General features: G+C 54.2%; 18 protein-coding genes. 2 read left to right on the top strand and 16 right to left on the bottom strand.

The features are described 5' to 3' along the window. Window positions 1-655: 655 nt before the first annotated feature. From Mal65_RS01060 to Mal65_RS01030, 7 genes are all read right to left on the bottom strand, one after another. Window positions 656-1126, bottom strand: a complete 471-nt coding sequence (locus Mal65_RS01060) for a hypothetical protein (protein WP_145292862.1) — start codon at window positions 1124-1126, stop codon at window positions 656-658. A gap of 2128 nt (window positions 1127-3254) precedes the next feature. Continuing rightward, window positions 3255-3629: a hypothetical protein gene (locus Mal65_RS01055; protein WP_145292818.1), complete on the bottom strand. Its 375-nt coding sequence runs from the start codon at window positions 3627-3629 to the stop codon at window positions 3255-3257. Window positions 3630-3782: 153 nt separating this feature from the next. Further along, window positions 3783-4130: a hypothetical protein gene (locus Mal65_RS01050; protein ID WP_145292812.1), complete on the bottom strand. Its 348-nt coding sequence runs from the start codon at window positions 4128-4130 to the stop codon at window positions 3783-3785. 94 nt (window positions 4131-4224) lie between these two features. Further along, window positions 4225-4668 (bottom strand): hypothetical protein, encoded by a 444-nt coding sequence (locus Mal65_RS01045; RefSeq protein WP_145292824.1) that lies wholly within the window; start codon window positions 4666-4668, stop codon window positions 4225-4227. A gap of 135 nt (window positions 4669-4803) precedes the next feature. Next, on the bottom strand, window positions 4804-5367 hold the full coding sequence (locus Mal65_RS01040; protein WP_145292860.1) for a hypothetical protein: 564 nt from the start codon (window positions 5365-5367) through the stop codon (window positions 4804-4806). Between the two features lie 156 nt (window positions 5368-5523). Beyond that, complete coding sequence (locus tag Mal65_RS01035; RefSeq protein ID WP_145292843.1) at window positions 5524-6030, bottom strand: hypothetical protein; 507 nt, start codon at window positions 6028-6030, stop codon at window positions 5524-5526. 110 nt (window positions 6031-6140) lie between these two features. Then, complete coding sequence (locus Mal65_RS01030) at window positions 6141-7028, bottom strand: hypothetical protein (protein WP_145292858.1); 888 nt, start codon at window positions 7026-7028, stop codon at window positions 6141-6143. 150 nt (window positions 7029-7178) lie between these two features. Between Mal65_RS01030 and Mal65_RS01025 the strand changes: the two genes are divergently transcribed. After that, on the top strand, window positions 7179-7436 hold the full coding sequence (locus Mal65_RS01025) for a hypothetical protein (RefSeq protein WP_145292856.1): 258 nt from the start codon (window positions 7179-7181) through the stop codon (window positions 7434-7436). Window positions 7437-8055: 619 nt separating this feature from the next. Here Mal65_RS01025 and Mal65_RS01020 read toward each other — a convergent pair. The 3 genes from Mal65_RS01020 to Mal65_RS01010 all read right to left on the bottom strand — a co-directional run bounded on the left by Mal65_RS01020 (window position 8056) and on the right by Mal65_RS01010 (window position 10366). After that, the gene (locus Mal65_RS01020; protein ID WP_196784473.1) at window positions 8056-8601 is read right to left on the bottom strand and encodes a YcxB family protein; all 546 of its coding nucleotides are present in this window, start codon (window positions 8599-8601) and stop codon (window positions 8056-8058) included. Between the two features lie 256 nt (window positions 8602-8857). Then, window positions 8858-9175 (bottom strand): hypothetical protein, encoded by a 318-nt coding sequence (locus Mal65_RS27075; protein ID WP_145292852.1) that lies wholly within the window; start codon window positions 9173-9175, stop codon window positions 8858-8860. A gap of 129 nt (window positions 9176-9304) precedes the next feature. Then, window positions 9305-10366: a DKNYY domain-containing protein gene (locus Mal65_RS01010; RefSeq protein ID WP_145292850.1), complete on the bottom strand. Its 1062-nt coding sequence runs from the start codon at window positions 10364-10366 to the stop codon at window positions 9305-9307. A gap of 68 nt (window positions 10367-10434) precedes the next feature. On the opposite strand from Mal65_RS01010, the gene Mal65_RS01005 reads away from it, so the two are divergent. Beyond that, on the top strand, window positions 10435-11664 hold the full coding sequence (locus tag Mal65_RS01005; RefSeq protein WP_145292848.1) for an ISL3 family transposase: 1230 nt from the start codon (window positions 10435-10437) through the stop codon (window positions 11662-11664). A gap of 576 nt (window positions 11665-12240) precedes the next feature. On the opposite strand, the gene Mal65_RS01000 is transcribed toward Mal65_RS01005, so the two are convergent. The 6 genes from Mal65_RS01000 to Mal65_RS00975 form a co-directional block, all read right to left on the bottom strand. Next, window positions 12241-13305 (bottom strand): ankyrin repeat domain-containing protein, encoded by a 1065-nt coding sequence (locus Mal65_RS01000; RefSeq protein ID WP_145292845.1) that lies wholly within the window; start codon window positions 13303-13305, stop codon window positions 12241-12243. A gap of 648 nt (window positions 13306-13953) precedes the next feature. Continuing rightward, the gene (locus tag Mal65_RS26290; RefSeq protein WP_145292910.1) at window positions 13954-14238 is read right to left on the bottom strand and encodes a hypothetical protein; all 285 of its coding nucleotides are present in this window, start codon (window positions 14236-14238) and stop codon (window positions 13954-13956) included. 270 nt (window positions 14239-14508) lie between these two features. Further along, the gene (locus Mal65_RS00990; RefSeq protein WP_145292843.1) at window positions 14509-15015 is read right to left on the bottom strand and encodes a hypothetical protein; all 507 of its coding nucleotides are present in this window, start codon (window positions 15013-15015) and stop codon (window positions 14509-14511) included. A 118-nt stretch (window positions 15016-15133) separates the two neighbouring features. Next, the gene (locus Mal65_RS00985) at window positions 15134-15562 is read right to left on the bottom strand and encodes a hypothetical protein (RefSeq protein WP_145292841.1); all 429 of its coding nucleotides are present in this window, start codon (window positions 15560-15562) and stop codon (window positions 15134-15136) included. Window positions 15563-15728: 166 nt separating this feature from the next. Beyond that, on the bottom strand, window positions 15729-16229 hold the full coding sequence (locus Mal65_RS00980; RefSeq protein ID WP_145292838.1) for a hypothetical protein: 501 nt from the start codon (window positions 16227-16229) through the stop codon (window positions 15729-15731). A 606-nt stretch (window positions 16230-16835) separates the two neighbouring features. Next, window positions 16836-17471, bottom strand: a complete 636-nt coding sequence (locus tag Mal65_RS00975) for a HEAT repeat domain-containing protein (RefSeq protein ID WP_145292836.1) — start codon at window positions 17469-17471, stop codon at window positions 16836-16838. Between the last annotated feature and the right edge of the window lie 59 nt (window positions 17472-17530).

Raw genomic sequence — 17530 nt, 5'->3', positions numbered from 1 at the left:
CGTGGAAACGTGGTCAGCGAAGCGTCCAAATCGGTTCACCCCCGCTTCGGTTGAACGCATTGTTACACATCGAATCAGGCCGGCAACGTCGCACGGCCTGAAGCATCGAGTTTCTTTTCGCCGAAGCCGACCAAAGCGTTGCGGGATCGGGGTTTCCGAAGCCGGCGGCCAGACACGAAAAGAAGACATCCAGCGGCCGCCGGCGTAGGGTGCCCCGAGACCGAGGTGGCATTCAGGACGAATCAGGCAACGGAGCACATTCACCAAATCGACCGCGCAAACACCGCTCGAACCGGCTTGAAGATCGCGACGTTCCGACGCAAACACCCTGGCGGCTTGAAGTATCGGTTGGTTCAAAGCGTCGGTACGTGGTGATCGTCTCTGCGTTCAATCAACATTGCGAAACGGCGAAAGACCGAGCACGGCCAATGTGTTCAGCGACACAGGCAAACATGACACCGCATTCGATCTCGATTCACCATCAACGCCGGCCGACCGCGCACCCGAAAGTCAAAGCCTGATGCCGATCAGAGCCAACCCCGTGTAACGGTAGCCGTCACCGGGGACGGCGAGTTGATTTTCCATTTGTAAACGCGAGATGCCGTCCTCCGTGTGCACGGCATTGTTATCCGCCGCGTGCCATCGACAAGCGGGGTTACAAGCTACCAACATCCCACTCCAACGCGTACGGGTCTTGTTGTGTTGATATTGCGATGTGATGGCTGTCGTCCCAAAATGGAACCAGCTTGTCAATTGGAAGGTTAGTTATGTCGTTGCATTCAAAAGCAGTTCCAACGTCTTCGATGAAGACGGACGCACGTCCGGTGAAAAGACTGCCGCGTTTCTCAAATCTGCCATCTAGCAAAATAGTTGGTGAGTAATTGTTTGACACGTAGGCGTGGAACGGGGTATCCGATGTAATGCCAATGGTTAGGAGGCATGTGTTTACCACGCTTTCCTCACTCGCGTGTTCTGGGTGCCGAGAGTCGTGAGGCGGATGGTAGCGATTTGAGTAGACATGCAAATAGTAAACGTTAGGTTCACGTAGTCGCTCGGCCAGCCACCCCAACGAAACGCCGATCAGCGTAACGGTCAGCAGCAGTGTCTGGATCGAAAATCGTTTCATGTCGAGAGAGCGGATGCTTCAGTCGGATAACGTCCGCGTTGACCGAGCAACGCCATTGTGGTTTCCATTTCAAAACGCCGGATGCGTTGCTTCGGTCCAACGCATGGTTCCCCGCCCTGATGTTGAGCAAAATCATTCGTAGCAGTCTGTCTCCAAAATTGTCGTTTAACGCACCGGTCGGTGGCAACTACGAAAACTCAATTTGGTTTACCAATTGATTGAACTAGCGATGCGACCCCGAGTCGTTGGATCCTTGGAGTGACTCTGCACCAACATCCGAGGAGAACGCCCGTCCGCATCGATGACAGAACTCTCCAGGCGGTTGGGATGACAACAGGGCAAGTGTTCGAGTGCAGAACGGGCACCGCGGTCGGCAACACCAGCCAATTGCTGGGATTATTGCAAAGGCTGTCAGACCAAGAAGAGGAATTGAAGCGTACATCGCGCAAATCAGTAGACCCAGAGGCAGAAAAATCGCAACGGATGCGATGCGGTTGTTTCGCTGCCGCTGCTCGGCTATTTGCTGCCATCCAGTCAATGCCAAAGACTCCGTCGGGGAACGTCACGCATCAGCGGGCGGCGGGAGTTGAGCGTCCATTCGTAAAATCGTCTCCACCGCCGCTCCGTTGCATGCGATGGTTATCGCTCCAATTTACATCGGAGTTGGGAAACAAACGACAAACCGTGTTGAACGTGCATTCGGTCGATCGAAGGATGATCGAAGACTGATTGCGCGCATCGTCAGTCTGGCCTTCGGCCGCGCGGGTGACACACGCCACCACGAGCGCCTCATTGCTCGACTGAGAAGATTATATCAGGTGCTAGCGTTGCAAAGGGCAAGAGATCAATTCCAAGCGATTGCTGAACCGCGACCTACGACCGCGCATTCGAACGTGTCATCGCGATAACGGCGGCGTTAACCGAGCGGGGGCGTGGGAACGTGGTCAGCGAAGCGTCCAAGACGGCACAACCCCGCTTCGGTTGAACGCATTGTTACACATCGAATCAAGCCGGCAACGTCGCACGGCTTGAAGCATCGAGTTTCTTCCTGTCGAAGTCGGCCAAAGCGTGGCGGGATCGGGGTTGCCGGAGCCGGCGGCCAGACACGTAAAGAAGACACCCAGCGGCCGGCGGCGTAGGGAGCCCCGAGACCGCGGTTGAATCCATGACGAATCAGGCAACGTAGCACATTCACCGAATCGACCGCGCAAACACCGCTCGAACCGGCTTGAAGATCGCGACGTTCCGACGCAAACAAAGTCAAAGCTTGAAGCATCAATCGATTCAAAGCGTCGGTACGTGGTGATCGTCTCTGCGTTCAGTCAACATTGCAAAGCGGCTATTGTCCGAGCACGACCAATGTGTTCAGCGACACGGTCAAACATGACACCGCATTCTAACTTCAATCACCATCGAAGCCGGCCGACCGCGCACACGAAAATCAAAGCCTGATGCCGATCAGAGCCGACCCCGTGTAACGGTCGCGTTAACCGAGCGGGGGCGTGGGAACGTGGTCAGCGAAGCGTCCAAGACGGCTCAACCCCGCTTCGGTTGAACGCATTGTTACACATCGAATCAAGCCGGCAACGTCGCAAGGCTTGAAGCATCGAGTTTCTTCATTGTGATGTCGAACAAAGCGTTGCGGGATCGGGGTTGCCGGAGCCGACGGCCAGACACGGAAAGAAGACATCCAGCGGCCGGCGGCGTAGGGTGCCCCGAGACCGCGGTGGAATTCAGGACAGGCCAGGCAACGTAGGACGTTCACGACATCGACCGCGCAACCAACGGTTGAAGCGGCTTGAAGATCGCGACGTTCCGACGCAAACACTTTTCCGGCTTGAAGTATCAGTTGATTCAACGCGTCGGTGCGTGGTGATCGTCTCTGCGTTCAGTCAACATTTCGAATCGGCGAAAGACCGAGCACGACCAATGTGTTTCGCGACACAGCCAATCATGACACCGCATTCGATCTTGATTCACCATCAAAGCCGGCCGACCGCGCATCCGAAAATCAAAGCTTGATGCCGATCAGAGCCAACCCCGTGTAACGGTCGCGTCCACCGGGACGCGGGAGAGAACATTGCATTCACGAAAAAACTATCCACCGCGTCTCCGGTGCGACGCATTGTTATCCGTCACCAGCAGTCGGATCAGAGTTCCTTGATACGAAATCATCAGTCACCGATGGACGCATGAGAACGACAAGTGTCAAGACGCCAAGCACTGTTCCAAGCGGCATGATGAGACACTCGACAGCAGCAACAGTGAAGCAAAACCAGTACATCCTACGCGTATACAGCAGTATCCCCACGACGAAGATCAGCAATGACGTCAGCAGCATTAAAACGAACAAAAACGAAATAAAAGTGGGCAGCTGCCCCATTATCGCAACACGTTTGGCTAGAAGAAACTGCCCAAGTGAGGTAGCAAACAAGAACAAGCCAGCAACAATGTGCAAGACTGAAAGCACTCTGATGTGAGTTTTGTCGGTCTCGTTAGTCATGGAGTATCCATGCTCTCAGTCGGATAACGGCGGACATCACTGGGGACGGAGAGTTGATTGTCGATCCGAGCAAACGTCGCAAGCCGTCCTCCAGTGCATGTCATGGTTCGCCGCAATTTGGCAATCGGAGGCTGAGAACCTGACGAGAACATCTCAATCCATGCCGATCCAGAAAGGAATGTAGCAGCTACATAGCCAGGAAAGTACACCAACAGCAGACGCTGCAAGTCCACGAACGCCGCTGAAGCGACGAATGATGCCAATTACGACGATAGCCACAATTGGCCATGCGAGACAAAACAGAAAGAATAATACCATTGCACCCTGGTTCGGCGCGGTTGTATAGCCGGGGCCAGCAATTGATCTTGCGATGATCGTGTATGCGGCGGCCACCGGGAAAAGTAAAGTGTAGATCAGACCGTGCAGAATCGGTGACGGTGTTACGCTTGGCGCTTGCGATCGTTCGGCGTCATACGGAGGAGGTTGATAGGGATCAGCCATAGGTCAATTTCTGTCGGCGAACGACCGACATCACGGGGGACGGAGAGTGAACTATCCATTGCGAAAAAAGCCGCAAGCCGTCCTCCCGTGCATGTCATGGTTCGCCCACTTCTTCGGGAATTGTGCTGGCAGCGTCAATCGCGTTGTCGAGTGCAGCGACGAATTCGTCAAAACCCGATTGCTGAGCGCCGCGAAAAACATAGACAGTCTTGTCTTTCAGCATTGTATCGAATGTAGCCCATTCTATGGGACCGATTAGCCATGGAGAAAAGCGGTAAGCGAGAACCAGGAACGAAACGACGGGGATAGAGATCGTGTAGGTCAGTCCAAACTCGAGCCAGCTGACGACGCCAAACGCAAGAAGAGGAAGGAGAACAGTCATCGCCAAGTACTTCCATCGCGTCCCACGGTCGATGGAGAACATCGGATGCGGGACCATCTTTGCGAGTGGCATGGATTGCTTCCATTCATCGCCGTTGGCAACGTATCGCCAATTGAGCACGCCGTGATCGACGGAAGCCTCGACGCGCATGTTCATGCGACGTGCACGGTACGATAACGGGTTAGAACTCAAAGCGACGAGCTATCTTGTTGGGCGAACGTCGGACATCACGGGGCACGGAGATTTGACTCCCCATTGCGAAAAATGCCGCAAGCCGTGCTCCCGTGCATGTCATGGTTCCCCGTCCGCTCCCGCTCGAAGTGAGTGAACGGCGACGATTCGCATAGGCCCAGGTTCGGCATTGTCAAAGACCCCAGTTTCCAGACACCGGACAGCATAGTCAAGCGAATCAATCAGGCAATGCGAGTTCACGCGAACGTCGGTCGCCACATGGTTGCAGGACAATGGTGAGTGTTCTGGTGAATTTTGCATCGAGTAGCAAACGATGTCGTATCCGAGAAGAGTCGATGCGGTGACCGGCGAAACATCGGTCTTGATGTCCGGGTCAGGCCCGAAGTCCCACCACGTGTGATTGTCGTTGTCGAATTGCTGCGGATGGGCTTCGTAATAGACGAAGGTAAGGCCATCCAACGAGATGCCGTGATGCGTACAGAGCCGGGTAATCTGGGAAGGGCTGTCGAAGAACCAGAAGCCGTTATGCGTCCAAAAGGTGATGTAGTCTGCGAAGTCCGGCGAGATGCAGTCGGACACGGCGTAAACGTCGCGGACAGATGGCACGTCCAGCCAATCGGGACGCTCGACAACTCGTTTCGCCATGTAGCCGAGTGCGATCATTGGCAGTCAATCGGGGAACGGTAGCGATCAGCGGGCCGGGAGAGCTGATCTTCCATTTGTGAAACCTTGCAAGCCCGGCTCCGTTGCATCGCATGGTTCTGCATCCCGTGTTTAGATGCAACCACAGCTGCCACAACCCGTGACCAGTCGACAGGCCTATCGCGGAACGACCTTCCATTCTACGTCTTTCCAATCAAACATCTTACCCTTCGTCAAACGTTGACCTCCATGGTCGGGGCGCAGGGCAAGAGCGGCCGAATGTTCCTTCCCGTCGCCGCCAACGAACTTCATTTCAACGAAGTAGGAAACAAAGCCGGAACTGGTGAATGGTCCATTCCCGGTGAGACCAACAAGGTAATCCTCGAGGTTCTCACTGCGCCCCGGGCCCTTCACACCCGAGTTTAACCGTTCAGCAAATGTGACCTGAGGAGGCATGCTTTCCCTCCATTCCGCCGACAAGCCAGCATTGCAGAAACTTTGCAGCTCCGGGTCGGGGTCGGTGAGCTCGAGCTTGGTGTGTGATCCATCCTTCGCGAGGACGGCCTTCACGTAGGCTTCAGCAACCCGATCGGGGTCGCTGTATTCAGGGGCCGCAGGGGCCGTGCACCCGGAAAGGATGACGCCGCAGGTGAGCATGGCAATGAATTGGGGGAGGATTTTCATATGAGTATTCTTCGCAGAACGACCCGGATCAGCGGGGACCGGGAGTTGACATTCCATTTGTGAAAACGAACCACCGGTCCTCCGTTGCATCCGATGGTTATGCCAAAATGCTACCAGTTCTGTTCGAGGGCATGCACGTTGCTTCCGAGTCTGTCGAGTTCATCGCAGTAGCGTGATACGTTGTCCGGTTCGTCGAAAACGATCTCGAACTTAATGTGATTGTCACCGTGAGGATCGCATTCGCACATTCGTTGTAAGAATTGAAATAGTTGACGTACGCCGTCGCGAATTGAATCGGACCAGCCAAATTGCAGCTGATGTAGTTCTTTGAAATCATCTGACGGCATGACAGCGCGTGAGGCGCGTTCAAACGCGACGGTTTCGCCGTAGAATCGCCCAAGCCTCTCAACCGCGTCCAAAATCCTTTTCGGGTCTGCCGATTCGGTGTCCGTTGATTGAAGGGACGCCGGAAAATCGTTCAGAATCAGCTCCTTCGCGACGTCAAGCATCGAGAATAGATTTTCGTTTCGAGCTCCCGCCCATCGTATGTACGCCTGCAAACTCTCCGGTTTCTCTGCGATTACAAAGTAGCGTCCGGACTCCATGTCTCGCAGCTCGCGCTCATAAGGAGCAAGCCTTTGAGCCAACAGAGACTTGGCGAGGCGAAATTCCCAGAGTGGACGTTGGAGATGAGCTATTCGCTGGGCTGCCGGGAAAACGTTTTCAAATCCATCAGGAACATGGTGAACGTATTCGTAGATCGTCCAGGCAAGTGAGGCGACAATTGATGCGCCAACAAGTAACAGGTAGGAACTAACGCCGCGCGGGTTTGCGTCGGTAAATTGAATCGTCGCTTCGCCGATCGTCCAAAGAACGCCAAAGACAGCAACCGCACACGCGATGATCGGAAACGGACGGCTTAGGTATTCGCGCAGATGCGAGCGCAACGATCGATACGTAAACGCGATTTCACCACGAAATGTCGGCGGTTCATCCATAAGCTTGCTTCTGTGGCATAACGGCCGCCGTCACCGGGCCGGCGGTGTGAAGTCAACCGTGGCGAGAATGGAAACTCGCCGGCTCCGGTGGACGGCATGGTTATGTGATCTCTACAGCTCCCCGGGACCGATGGCAAGTTCTGAGTTCGATTGATCACTTGGATCAGCCATGACCCAGACACCGTCTGCGTTCTTGGTTGCGTTAAGGCCAAGCGAAGTGGCCAACTTGGGAAACAATTCGTTCTCGTCGCCCGCAGAAATCTCAATATTGAGGCCACGCTGAGCCAAATCATCCGGCGTGAGAATCACTCGGCACTTGCAGGTGTCGCAAACAACGCGAAGGAAGTGACCAAAGTGGTCATTGGTGCAATTGAAAACGAACCCGGCGTCATCAAGGGCAACGTGTGATGACGACACGTCGCTATCGTCAACATCTCGCCAGGGAGAATCGACTGTCGGTGTCGATTCCGAAGTCGTATCGCATCCCGACACACCAAGGCAGAGAATCGCGACCAACAGTATGGAAAAACTACAGATTCGATTCACGTTTAATGTTCTCCTTTCACATAACGATACGGATCACGTGGTCGCCGCGAATGACTGACCACTTCAAAAAAACTAACTCGGCGACTCACGTGCATCCGCTGGTTCGCCGATCTCCCCATGCGAAGGATTTAGGTCGGACGAAAGCCAAGACCTCCTAGAAGGATCAGGAACGCTCCGCCGATATTTCACTTCAGCGACTGTACCTGCCGCTAGAATCCAAATCACTGGAATCCACAACGTGTCCGCTATCGTTGACAACAGTGAATCGTAATACGGGCGTAGTACGGGAACCAAACATACGAGCAGGACGGTGGAAAATACGACTGCGTCGCGTGTGCCTTGCGCGAATCCGTTCAATCGGAGCCGGTGAACGCCCGATGTTGCGTCGGATTCGGTTGGGGCATACGGGTTGGGTGTCATGCAACAATTCAAACTATCGATTACGGCGAACGGTACGGTTCAGCGGGCGGCGGCGAAAGACTCAGCCTTTGTCAAAACGGCCACCACCGCCGCTCCGTTGCAACCGATGGTTACCCGTCGTTTGCAGTGCCCGGCCAACGTACTGGGACAGCAGTGACTGGAGGCGTGAATCATCACCTTGCGCTAACGCCCGCTTGGGCACAATCAGCATCTCTCGCTGATCGTAGAATAGCGTAAAGAACTCGTTGTCCTGAATCCACCCGGAATACATCGACCATTTTACGTCGGCGTCGATCTCGTCGGTATGAAATGAGATCCCGGTGTCGGAAAAAGTAAGCGAATAGCGATCCTTCAATTTAGGGTGAGCATTGTAAACGAGTATTGGCTGGACGACGACGGCGAAAACAACCATCGTAGTCAGGACGATTCCGGCGAGTAAAAGAACAGCGGCTACGAAGGCGTACCCTGCAAAGTAAAAGTAGACACCGCCAACGATCGCAGCTATTCCGAGTAGCAGATCGCGTTTCGATCCAAGTGATGCGATACGGTACCGGCGAAACCCACGGAGGTACTCGGCCCGGTCATACGTGAACGACGCAGAAACCATTGATATCGGGGACGTGTTGAGGAGTTGCAGTGGTTTCGATCAGTCGGGTAACGGTAGGGTTCACCGGGCCGGGACGGATAAGTCAACCATCAGAAAACGCTCGCAAGCCCGGCTCCGGTGCAACCCATGGTTATCCGCACCGCCGTATGGTCAGCACGGGGACCGCCAGCGTGCATAAACCGCGAGAGCGGAAAACAACGACGGAACGTCGCTAGTATGGCCTGCGTTACAAGTGATTGCAATCGCAAGTAAGCAACTAGAACCAACGGTTGTAACTACGAGTTCGGGGGAATCCAAGGTCGTATCGAAGTGAAGGGAAGACGAGATCGAGAAGGGCAAGCAGTACAACGCCAACAGCAACAACGGCCCACGTCTTCATCAGCGGCATCGCCAGCGGTCGAGACTCAACGTGGAGGCGAGTTCCAGTTTGCGGGGCAGTTAGCCCAATGGCCAGAATCGGAATGCCCAAGCCAAACGTGAGAATGAAGAACGCAAGTTGCGGTTCGCGGATGATGACGCATAGTAGAGATGAACCCGTCACAAGGGAAACGAGAGTTTGCAGGCCGAATTTCATTTCGATGCGATGAATGCCAGTCGGATAACGGTTGGGATAACCGCGTCGGGACGATTACCCATTTGATGTGCCAAAACGACCGCAAGCCCGACTGCGGTTCATCCCGTTGTTATCCCGCGATTGTGGTTATCACCATGCGGTAGTGAGTTTACTGTTTCGGAATATGCACTTTAAAACGTGTTTTCCCCGAGAGAAATAGACGGCTTGCTCATCGGATTCGAGGTCATCGTATCTTACTTCCATGTATTCATGACGAGAAAGTTCCTGTGGCTGCCCAAATTTCGAGGTCATTGATTCAATAGTATCTCCAATATTGTATTCTCCAGGGCCATATTCAGCCGACCGAAACATGTCTTCATCTGGAGGATACAGCTCTCGATTACCGAGTTGTTTCACTTCTTCAAATTTGCCGGTTCGAACTATCTCAGCCATTTCAGATAAACTCTTGACCTCTAGATTTAATGTCTCAATGTACGCGTCCCTAGATGAAAGGCGTTCATGCTCAAAATAGTTGTATCCGTCATACGCAAATGATGATCGATATGGCGCTAACCTTTTGAAGTTGTCAGGCTTCGCCTTTGGCAATTTTTTATTTTCATAATAAACGTGTTTGTGGTCACGGCTGAAATTGCTTCCGACGTAACGCCATTGTGAGGGATCAGCACCGGGCAAGGTATGCTGTTCAAAAAATACGTTAGACGAATCTTTCCCAAATCCCTTACCTAGTGAGACAAACGTATCGCGATCTGCCTTCTTTACTTTTATGTGGCAAAAGTAGACGTTTTCTTTATCTTTGCCGTAACCACCGGTGTAGCTCGCTTCACCCATGAATATGAGGCGATGTTCTTGCCCGGAATCGAGTGCAATGAATGACTCTGCATCTGCTGGGACCTTTTTGTGCCAGGTGTAAACTCCAAACTTGTCTTTCGCAAAAGCGGCATTGATTGGCTCGAACGATTCTGCATCTATGGACCTACGGTGCGAAAACAATGCGTAAACATTGACACCGTCGCATGCCCAAACACCGAAGGATATCATCGTGGTTTTCGGTGAAAGGTTAATCGGCGTTTGATTGTGGAATACCTTGTCAGCCGATTTCCAGAACTCGCCGCCTAAATGAGTGTACTTCGCCATATTTAATTCAAGCGGGATAACGTCCGGGTTTTCCGGGCGGGAAGATTTGACGTGCAAGCAGAAAAAAAAGGGTCCATCCGGGAATTCTGTGGGTCGGTTAGAATTCTCCGCAAAGGAGGGCACCGATGCAAGAAACCGAATTCTACCAGCAGATCCTCGGACTCAAGCAGCCTTGGTTCGTGGCTGATGTCAAACTCGATCCCGAAGCCCAGCAAGTTGACGTGTACGTCGAACATCCTGAGGGAACCTCATTTTGTTGCCCTGAATGCGGCAAGGCCTGCTCGGTCTACGATCACACGAAGTCGCGTCGCTGGCGACACCTGGACACCATGCATTTCCGCACCGTCCTTCACGCTCAACCGCCTCGGGTGAATTGCCCTGAGCACGGCGTCAGGCAGGCGACGTTGCCTTGGGCGGAGAAGAGCAGTCGCTTCACTATTTTCTTTGAACGCTTTGCGATCGATGTGTTGCTCGCCACGCAAACCGTCCAAGGAGCCCAAGGCATCTTGAAGACAAGCTGGGACGAGACCTGGCACATTCTCAAAAGAGCAGTCGCTCGCGGGCAAGCTCGCAAGTCGGCAAAACCGATGCCGCGAATTGGCATCGACGAAAAGGCCTTCCGCAAAGGGCAAAACTACATCACGTTGATTTATGACCTTGATCGCAGCACCGTCGAAGCGATCTCCGATGGCAACGATACCGAGAGCGGAAACGCCTGTTTTTCGCAGCTTTCGCAGGAGCAACGCGATTCTGTCGAGGCCATCGCGATGGACATGAGTGCCGCGTTCGTCCGAAGCGCGAAGCAGAACATTCCAATGGCGGAGCACAAGATCGTGCACGATCGTTTTCACATCATGAAGCTGGCGAGCGAGGCGGTCGACAAGGTTCGCCGCGGCGAACACCGCCAACTGAAGAGTCAGGGCGATGATCGCTTGACGGGAACTCGCTATCTCTGGCTCTCGGGGCAAGAGAACCTGACTGACGCCCAGCGAGAACGATTCGACCGGGTCTACAAGCAAGAGTTGGAGACGGGAAAGGCTTGGGCCTATAAGGAAATGCTTCGCGATCTGTGGCACCATGAGGACGCGGGGTCAGCAACGCTCTTCTTCCAGGACTGGTACCGGCGAGTGATTCACACCAAGCTGACTCCGCTGAAGAAGGTCGCCCGCACCATCAAGGAACGTCTCGCCAACGTCGTCAGTTACTGCGTTCATGGAATCACCAACGCGGTAGCCGAAGGAATCAACAGCAAGATCATGTCAATCAAACGACGCGTCGGTGGCTACCGAAACCGAGAGAACTTCAAAACCGCGATCTATTTCTACTGCGGCGGACTGGATCTCTGCCCACAATAAACCCGGATGGACCAAAAAAAGCGTGCAAGTCCCGCTCCGGAACAACCCATGGTTATCCGTCGGTATTGGTTACGAAGTGAGCGAAAGTTGACGGCAGCCAACGGGCATCCGCCGCGCGAGCGGAAAACAACGACGGGACGTCGCTAGCATCAACCCCGCGAGGGGAAAACAACGGCGGGACGCCGCCATCCAGGATTTAGCCATCGGAGTGATCATTGTATCGGAGTCCAGCATTGTGAGACCATGTAAATGTAACCGTTTGGTTCACAGTTCAGTGAGGAGGAAAGTTGCGTTGGAGCGTATTCGATCGCAGGAGTCTGGATGCCTGAGGTGTCGCAAAGCTTGCGTGTGCTTGAATTAGTGGGACGCAACATCGATGGATCGCGAGTTCAACAAGTCCTTGTTTTGGTTGTGCCCCGCAGGGCGGCGTTGGATCAAGTCAGACAAAATGGCGAGAATCGGAGCCAAGCACGAACGACAGCGCACCCGCTCGGATAACGTCTGGCATAACCGGGCCGCCGCGGTTGATGCTCCATTGGAAAACGCGCTGTCGGCGGCTCCGCGTTCATGCCTTTGTTATGCCTTCGACGATTTTGGCGAACGAGACTGAAGCAGGCCGACAATCGTCTGTCGCTCGCGCGATCGCTTGTCCACGACCTGCCACGCTGTTTTTCCTGATTTGTCTTTGATGGATGGGTTGGCGCCATGTTCGAGAAGAACTTCAACGGATTTTCGTATGCCAAGGTTCGCGGCGCGAATCAGTGCAGTTGTCGCAAAATAGCTGTCGCAAACGCGATTGACATCAGCGCCGTTCTTTAATAGCAATTCGAGGCATTTCGGATTCCCCGCCGCCTGAATAAGCAGAGATCTTCCCTTCGCATCGGTTGTTTCCACTGGCAACCCCGCTTTCAACAACAGCCGGAGCAGTTTTGGATCAGAAAGATTCCCATTCGGGTACTCACCGTCGCCAACGCTGCTCAGATCATCTCCGCATACTTCCAGCTCTGCTTTGATCTGATCGAATAGCTGATTGCGCTCTGGTTTGGCCAGAAGGCGAAAGAGCTTCTTCAGATTCGGTTTCTTCTGCTTGCCCGGAGGTGCGGCGGCGGTCGTTCCATGAGCGGTCGCGCGCTCTGAGGCCGCTAATCTGGTCGGAGTGGAGTCCAGATTCTCAATTAGTTTCGCAGCAGCAGCAATTCGACGCTCATTCCCTTTTTTGGTGGTTGCTTTCGGGCGCCATGCCATCCCTTCCGTCTGTGTGCATTTTGGTCTCAGGGGAAAACGCAGTTGGACACAAAGGCCGGTTGAAACGGTCAGTACATCAAAGCATCCAGAGCCGATCCCGTCCGTGAGCTGCCCCTCAAAGTCGGCCCGCAAATCGCCAAGTTCTTTGCGGGTGAGCTTTCGTCGGCTGTCGACCTCAACAGCCATGGTGAGGCGACCTTTGTCATCCAAGACCAGGCGCGGATAGCCACCACGTAATGCGCACTCCTCCGCAATCGGCAACTCGGCGTAATTCAACACAGAGTCTGAATGACAGGCCAAGCCATTAAGCTTTCGTGCCAGCTGCTCGGAGGAGACGATTGCGCCATCGTGATCCACCAGCTCAGCCTGCAATGAGTACGACGTCTTGTACAGCATTTTAGCGATCACACATTACGGCATAACGTCCGCCGTCACCGGGCGGCGAGAGTAAAACTAACCATCAGGAAACTCGCTGCCGCCGCTCCGGTGCACGGCATGGTTCGTCGCCTCCCCGCTACGCTGCAAGTCGAACACGGGTTGCACTTCGCATTCTATCGCAATCGTCCAGTCAGCGCCATCCACGCCAACGCAACCGCGAACCAGTGAATCCCGCCCGTGTCGGCCACAGCACAAACGACACCCAGCCACCAAATCCACGGTGATGTATCGAGGAATGGTAGCGTCACCACGATCAGGAACGAACCGACAAGCGGCGCCGCGGAGATCCAACGGTAGTCGTCTTCGGTCCCTCCTCGGATTCGGTGTACCGGATACCGTAGGAATGCCCAATAGAAGTTAGTCGCGGACACGAAGCATCCGAACGCGAAAACGATGTGCAACAAGATGTTCAGAAGCGTTGGACCTCATCATCGTTGTGACCAACCGACATTTCATTACATCGACGAACGTCCGCGATAACCGAGTCGCGGCGATTAATCTTCCATTGTTAAAAACGACGACTCCGCGACTTCGGTTCATCGCATGGTTCGGCCAACCTTTATCGCTACGGGCGGTGGCACCCGTTGTGATAGCGAACGAGGGATTCTATTCGCGCAGTCGATGCAATGCCGCGACACCAAACGGGATTCCCAGAAAGTAGAACGGAGAAGCGAAGGGCACGCAAGAAAGACGTGCCGACCAAATCACAGTCGGCGACGGCTCGCGACGCCACATCATGAATGCGCCCTTCGCAATCGGATACTGTGCGGCGAGTAGCGGCAACGTCAATGGACATGCAAGTATCAGCGAATCAAACGCGTAGGGGATCCCGCGAAACACCGCAACGACGGTCATTACATTCAAAGCAACGAGTGTTGCGGCGTAGAGCATCGATATGGTCAACAGGCAAATACCAATGCGTTGGATGGGCTCTAGTCGAGAGCGAGGTTGAGTCTGCGCGTAGCGGGTCATTGGAATACCTCGACGAATTCAATCGCTTTGCGTCTCGGTTGGATGGCCGAACGGTAGCGATCAGCGGGCCGGGAGAGCTGATCTTCCATTTGTGAAACCTTGCAAGCCCGGCTCCGTTGCATCGCATGGTTCTGCATCCCGTGTTTAGATGCAACCACAGCTGCCACAACCCGTGACCAGTCGACAGGCCTATCGCGGAACGACCTTCCATTCTACGTCTTTCCAATCAAACATCTTACCCTTCGTCAAACGTTGACCTCCATGGTCGGGGCGCAGGGCAAGAGCGGCCGAATGTTCCTTCCCGTCGCCGCCAACGAACTTCATTTCAACGAAGTAGGAAACAAAGCCGGAACTGGTGAATGGTCCATTCCCGGTGAGACCAACAAGGTAATCCTCGAGGTTCTCACTGCGCCCCGGGCCCTTCACACCCGAGTTTAACCGTTCAGCAAATGTGACCTGAGGAGGCATGCTTTCCCTCCATTCCGCCGACAAGCCAGCATTGCAGAAACTTTGCAGCTCCGGGTCGGGGTCGGTGAGCTCGAGCTTGGTGTGTGATCCATCCTTCGCGAGGACGGCCTTCACGTAGGCTTCAGCAACCCGATCGGGGTCGCTGTATTCAGGGGCCGCAGGGGCCGTGCACCCGGAAAGGATGACGCCGCAGGTGAGCATGGCAATGAATTGGGGGAGGATTTTCATATGAGTATTCTTCGCAGAACGGTGGCCATCACCGGGCACGGAGAGTGATGTATCCATTTGTGAAAACGTGCAAGCCGTGCTCCGTGTGAATGGCTTGGTTATCCGTCGTTCTGCTGTGTCACCGTGCAACACCAGCAACCCAGATCGCGAACATGGTCAGCGCAGCAAAGAGGATGGAATAGATACCTGACACCAGGAACCCCTTAGATATTCCAATCGGTTTTGTCTTGCGTTTTTCGTTGAATTGGGTGTAGTCCTCGACAGCGTAAGAATACACGAGGCCGCCGGCAAAGAAAAACGACGTAACGGCGAATGCGAGAGTCATCCGTGGAGATCCGATGCTCCAATGAGCAATTGACGCTACAAAAGTCGTTGCGCAAATCACGATTACCATTGATTGCATCGCAGAATCCAGTGAAAGTTCGCGATCAACGACCATGCTCGAGACAAGCGTCAATACCGCGCCCGTGAGGTATGTCGCGGCGTAAAGTAAAAGGAGCGGCCCAACGAAGTAAATCGCAAGCTTGAGGGAGAACACGTCAGTCAACGCTATGCTCTCAGATTGCTATTTCGGGTAACGAGCGGCGACAGTGTGCGCAATTAGATTTCAGTCGGATAACGTTAGCCGTCACCGAGGACGGGCGAAAGATTAACCACTTCAAAAACCGCGACTCCCGTCCTTCGGTGCACGGCATTGTTATCGGATGCCCCTGTCAATCAGTCTTGTCGACGCCCGGAATTTTGATTTTGTCAGGTTTGGCAAAGGCGGTCAAAAATCCGTACTCGTCGTCGAGTAAAAACAAGGATCCTACAGTGTAGCGAATCATGCCGACTAGGAATGCGATCAAGACAATGTGCGTCGTTGAGGCTGACGACTGTGGGAGAAACACGAACGCCAGAGCAGACAGTACGAGAACGACCTGAGCCAAAATCAAGAAGCCATAAAAATACGCCGCACGGATCCATCCAGCGGGCGACAGTAAGTACGGAGCAGACTCATGAAACCATGCCCTCCCTTTTTCGCCCTGAGTCGGATGCGCAATTTGACGCCATAGACGCATTGAACCAAGTATCGCTCCCCGAAGCATCAGTAAACATGCAATTGCTTCGATCATCAGTCGTGTAGCGTGCAATTTGAGTTTGTCATATTCGGTTCCGATAACGGCGGCGTTAACCGAGCGGGGGCGTGGGAACGTGGTCAGCGAAGCGTCCAAGACGGCACAACCCCGCTTCGGTTGAACGCATTGTTACACATCGAATCAAGCCGGCAACGTCGCACGGCTCGAAGCATCGTGTTTCTTCCGTTCGAAGCCGACCAAAGCGTTGCGGGATCGGGGTTTCCGAAGCCGGCGGCCAGACACGAAAAGAAGACATCCAGCGGCCGAAGGCGAAGGGTGCCCCGAGACCGCGGCGGAATTCCAGACGAGTCAAGCAACGTAGCACATTCACCAAATCGACCGCGCCAACAACGCTTGAACCGGCTTGAAGATCGCGACGTTCCGACGCAAACAGACTCACGGCTTGAACTGCCAATCGATTCAAAGCGTCGGTACGTGGTGATCGTCTCTGCGTTCAGTCAACATTGCGAATCGGCGAAAGACCGAGCACGGCCAATGTGTTCAGCGACACAGGCAAACATGACACCGCATTCGATCTCGATTCACCATCAACGCCGGCCGACCGCGCACACGAAAACCAAAGCCTGATGCCGATCAGAGCCGACCCCGTGTAACGATCGCGATCACCGGGCCGCCGGAGAAACACTTTCCATTGGCAAACCGCGTGATCGGCGGCTCCGCGTGCATCGCTTTGTTCTGCCATTATAGGATCATGCCGGAGGTTGCAGTTCGAGCGTACTGAAGCACGACGGGATTGTCAGTGGTCGGCTTCTGCAGCCAGTGTTCCAATGTGGTTACGGCTTCGGGAGTGCCGAATGCCCAATGTCCAAGGCCGTGAATCGCAGAAGCAAGGCTGTTGTCGTTTGATGATTCGAGAGCCGATCGCATCACGCCGATTGCAGCCGAGATCATCGCCGGGGTTGCGTTTCCGGGGTACAGCACGAATACGTCCCAAAGCATGTAGCAGATGTATCCCAACGGGCCATCATTCTCGTCGTTGCCAATATCCGTGACATTCCCAGTACAGTGCCTGTCGAAGTAGTTTCGGTAAAGATTTACAAGGTTGTTGATCCCCGCGACCCGGCGATCCTCGCCACACTCGGTGGTGTAGAGAAACGGAAGGTCGCTGCAGCAGTTTGAGTAGATCGTGCTGATGCCCTTGCCGAGTTGATCCTTGGTAAACACGGAATGGACATCCGGGTCGACAAGCACTTGGTCAACGTAATCGAAAGCGACCTGCGAAGGCACCGCGTAAAATTCTTCCGAGTGCTCATGCATGACCGGATCGCTTTCGGGTGCAAGACCAAACAGTTCGTTCCGCCATTGCTCGTAGATCATCGGAGAAACTCCATTGGCAGAACGTCACGCGTCACCGGGTACGCGCGAAAGATTCTCAA

It is taken from the genome of Crateriforma conspicua (assembly GCF_007752935.1).
GTDB classification, from domain to species: domain Bacteria; phylum Planctomycetota; class Planctomycetia; order Pirellulales; family Pirellulaceae; genus Crateriforma; species Crateriforma conspicua.
Note: the sequence above shows the minus strand (reverse complement) of the source record. Positions and strands in the feature narration are given on the sequence as shown.

Excerpts from the sequence above, each read along its gene's own strand:
- Mal65_RS01045 (WP_145292824.1), bottom strand. The coding sequence starts at position 4,668 with ATGAACATGCGCGTCGAGGCTTCCGTCGATCACGGCGTGCTCAATTGG.
- Mal65_RS01040 (WP_145292860.1), bottom strand. The coding sequence starts at position 5,367 with ATGATCGCACTCGGCTACATGGCGAAACGAGTTGTCGAGCGTCCCGAT.
- Mal65_RS00975 (WP_145292836.1), bottom strand. The coding sequence starts at position 17,471 with ATGATCTACGAGCAATGGCGGAACGAACTGTTTGGTCTTGCACCCGAA.
- Mal65_RS26290 (WP_145292910.1), bottom strand. The coding sequence starts at position 14,238 with ATGCTCTACGCCGCAACACTCGTTGCTTTGAATGTAATGACCGTCGTT.
- Mal65_RS01005 (WP_145292848.1), top strand. The coding sequence starts at position 10,435 with ATGCAAGAAACCGAATTCTACCAGCAGATCCTCGGACTCAAGCAGCCT.
- Mal65_RS01055 (WP_145292818.1), bottom strand. The coding sequence starts at position 3,629 with ATGACTAACGAGACCGACAAAACTCACATCAGAGTGCTTTCAGTCTTG.
- Mal65_RS27075 (WP_145292852.1), bottom strand. The coding sequence starts at position 9,175 with ATGAAATTCGGCCTGCAAACTCTCGTTTCCCTTGTGACGGGTTCATCT.
- Mal65_RS01000 (WP_145292845.1), bottom strand. The coding sequence starts at position 13,305 with ATGCTGTACAAGACGTCGTACTCATTGCAGGCTGAGCTGGTGGATCAC.
- Mal65_RS01030 (WP_145292858.1), bottom strand. The coding sequence starts at position 7,028 with ATGGATGAACCGCCGACATTTCGTGGTGAAATCGCGTTTACGTATCGA.
- Mal65_RS01035 (WP_145292843.1), bottom strand. The coding sequence starts at position 6,030 with ATGAAAATCCTCCCCCAATTCATTGCCATGCTCACCTGCGGCGTCATC.
- Mal65_RS01060 (WP_145292862.1), bottom strand. The coding sequence starts at position 1,126 with ATGAAACGATTTTCGATCCAGACACTGCTGCTGACCGTTACGCTGATC.
- Mal65_RS01050 (WP_145292812.1), bottom strand. The coding sequence starts at position 4,130 with ATGGCTGATCCCTATCAACCTCCTCCGTATGACGCCGAACGATCGCAA.
- Mal65_RS00990 (WP_145292843.1), bottom strand. The coding sequence starts at position 15,015 with ATGAAAATCCTCCCCCAATTCATTGCCATGCTCACCTGCGGCGTCATC.
- Mal65_RS01020 (WP_196784473.1), bottom strand. The coding sequence starts at position 8,601 with ATGGTTTCTGCGTCGTTCACGTATGACCGGGCCGAGTACCTCCGTGGG.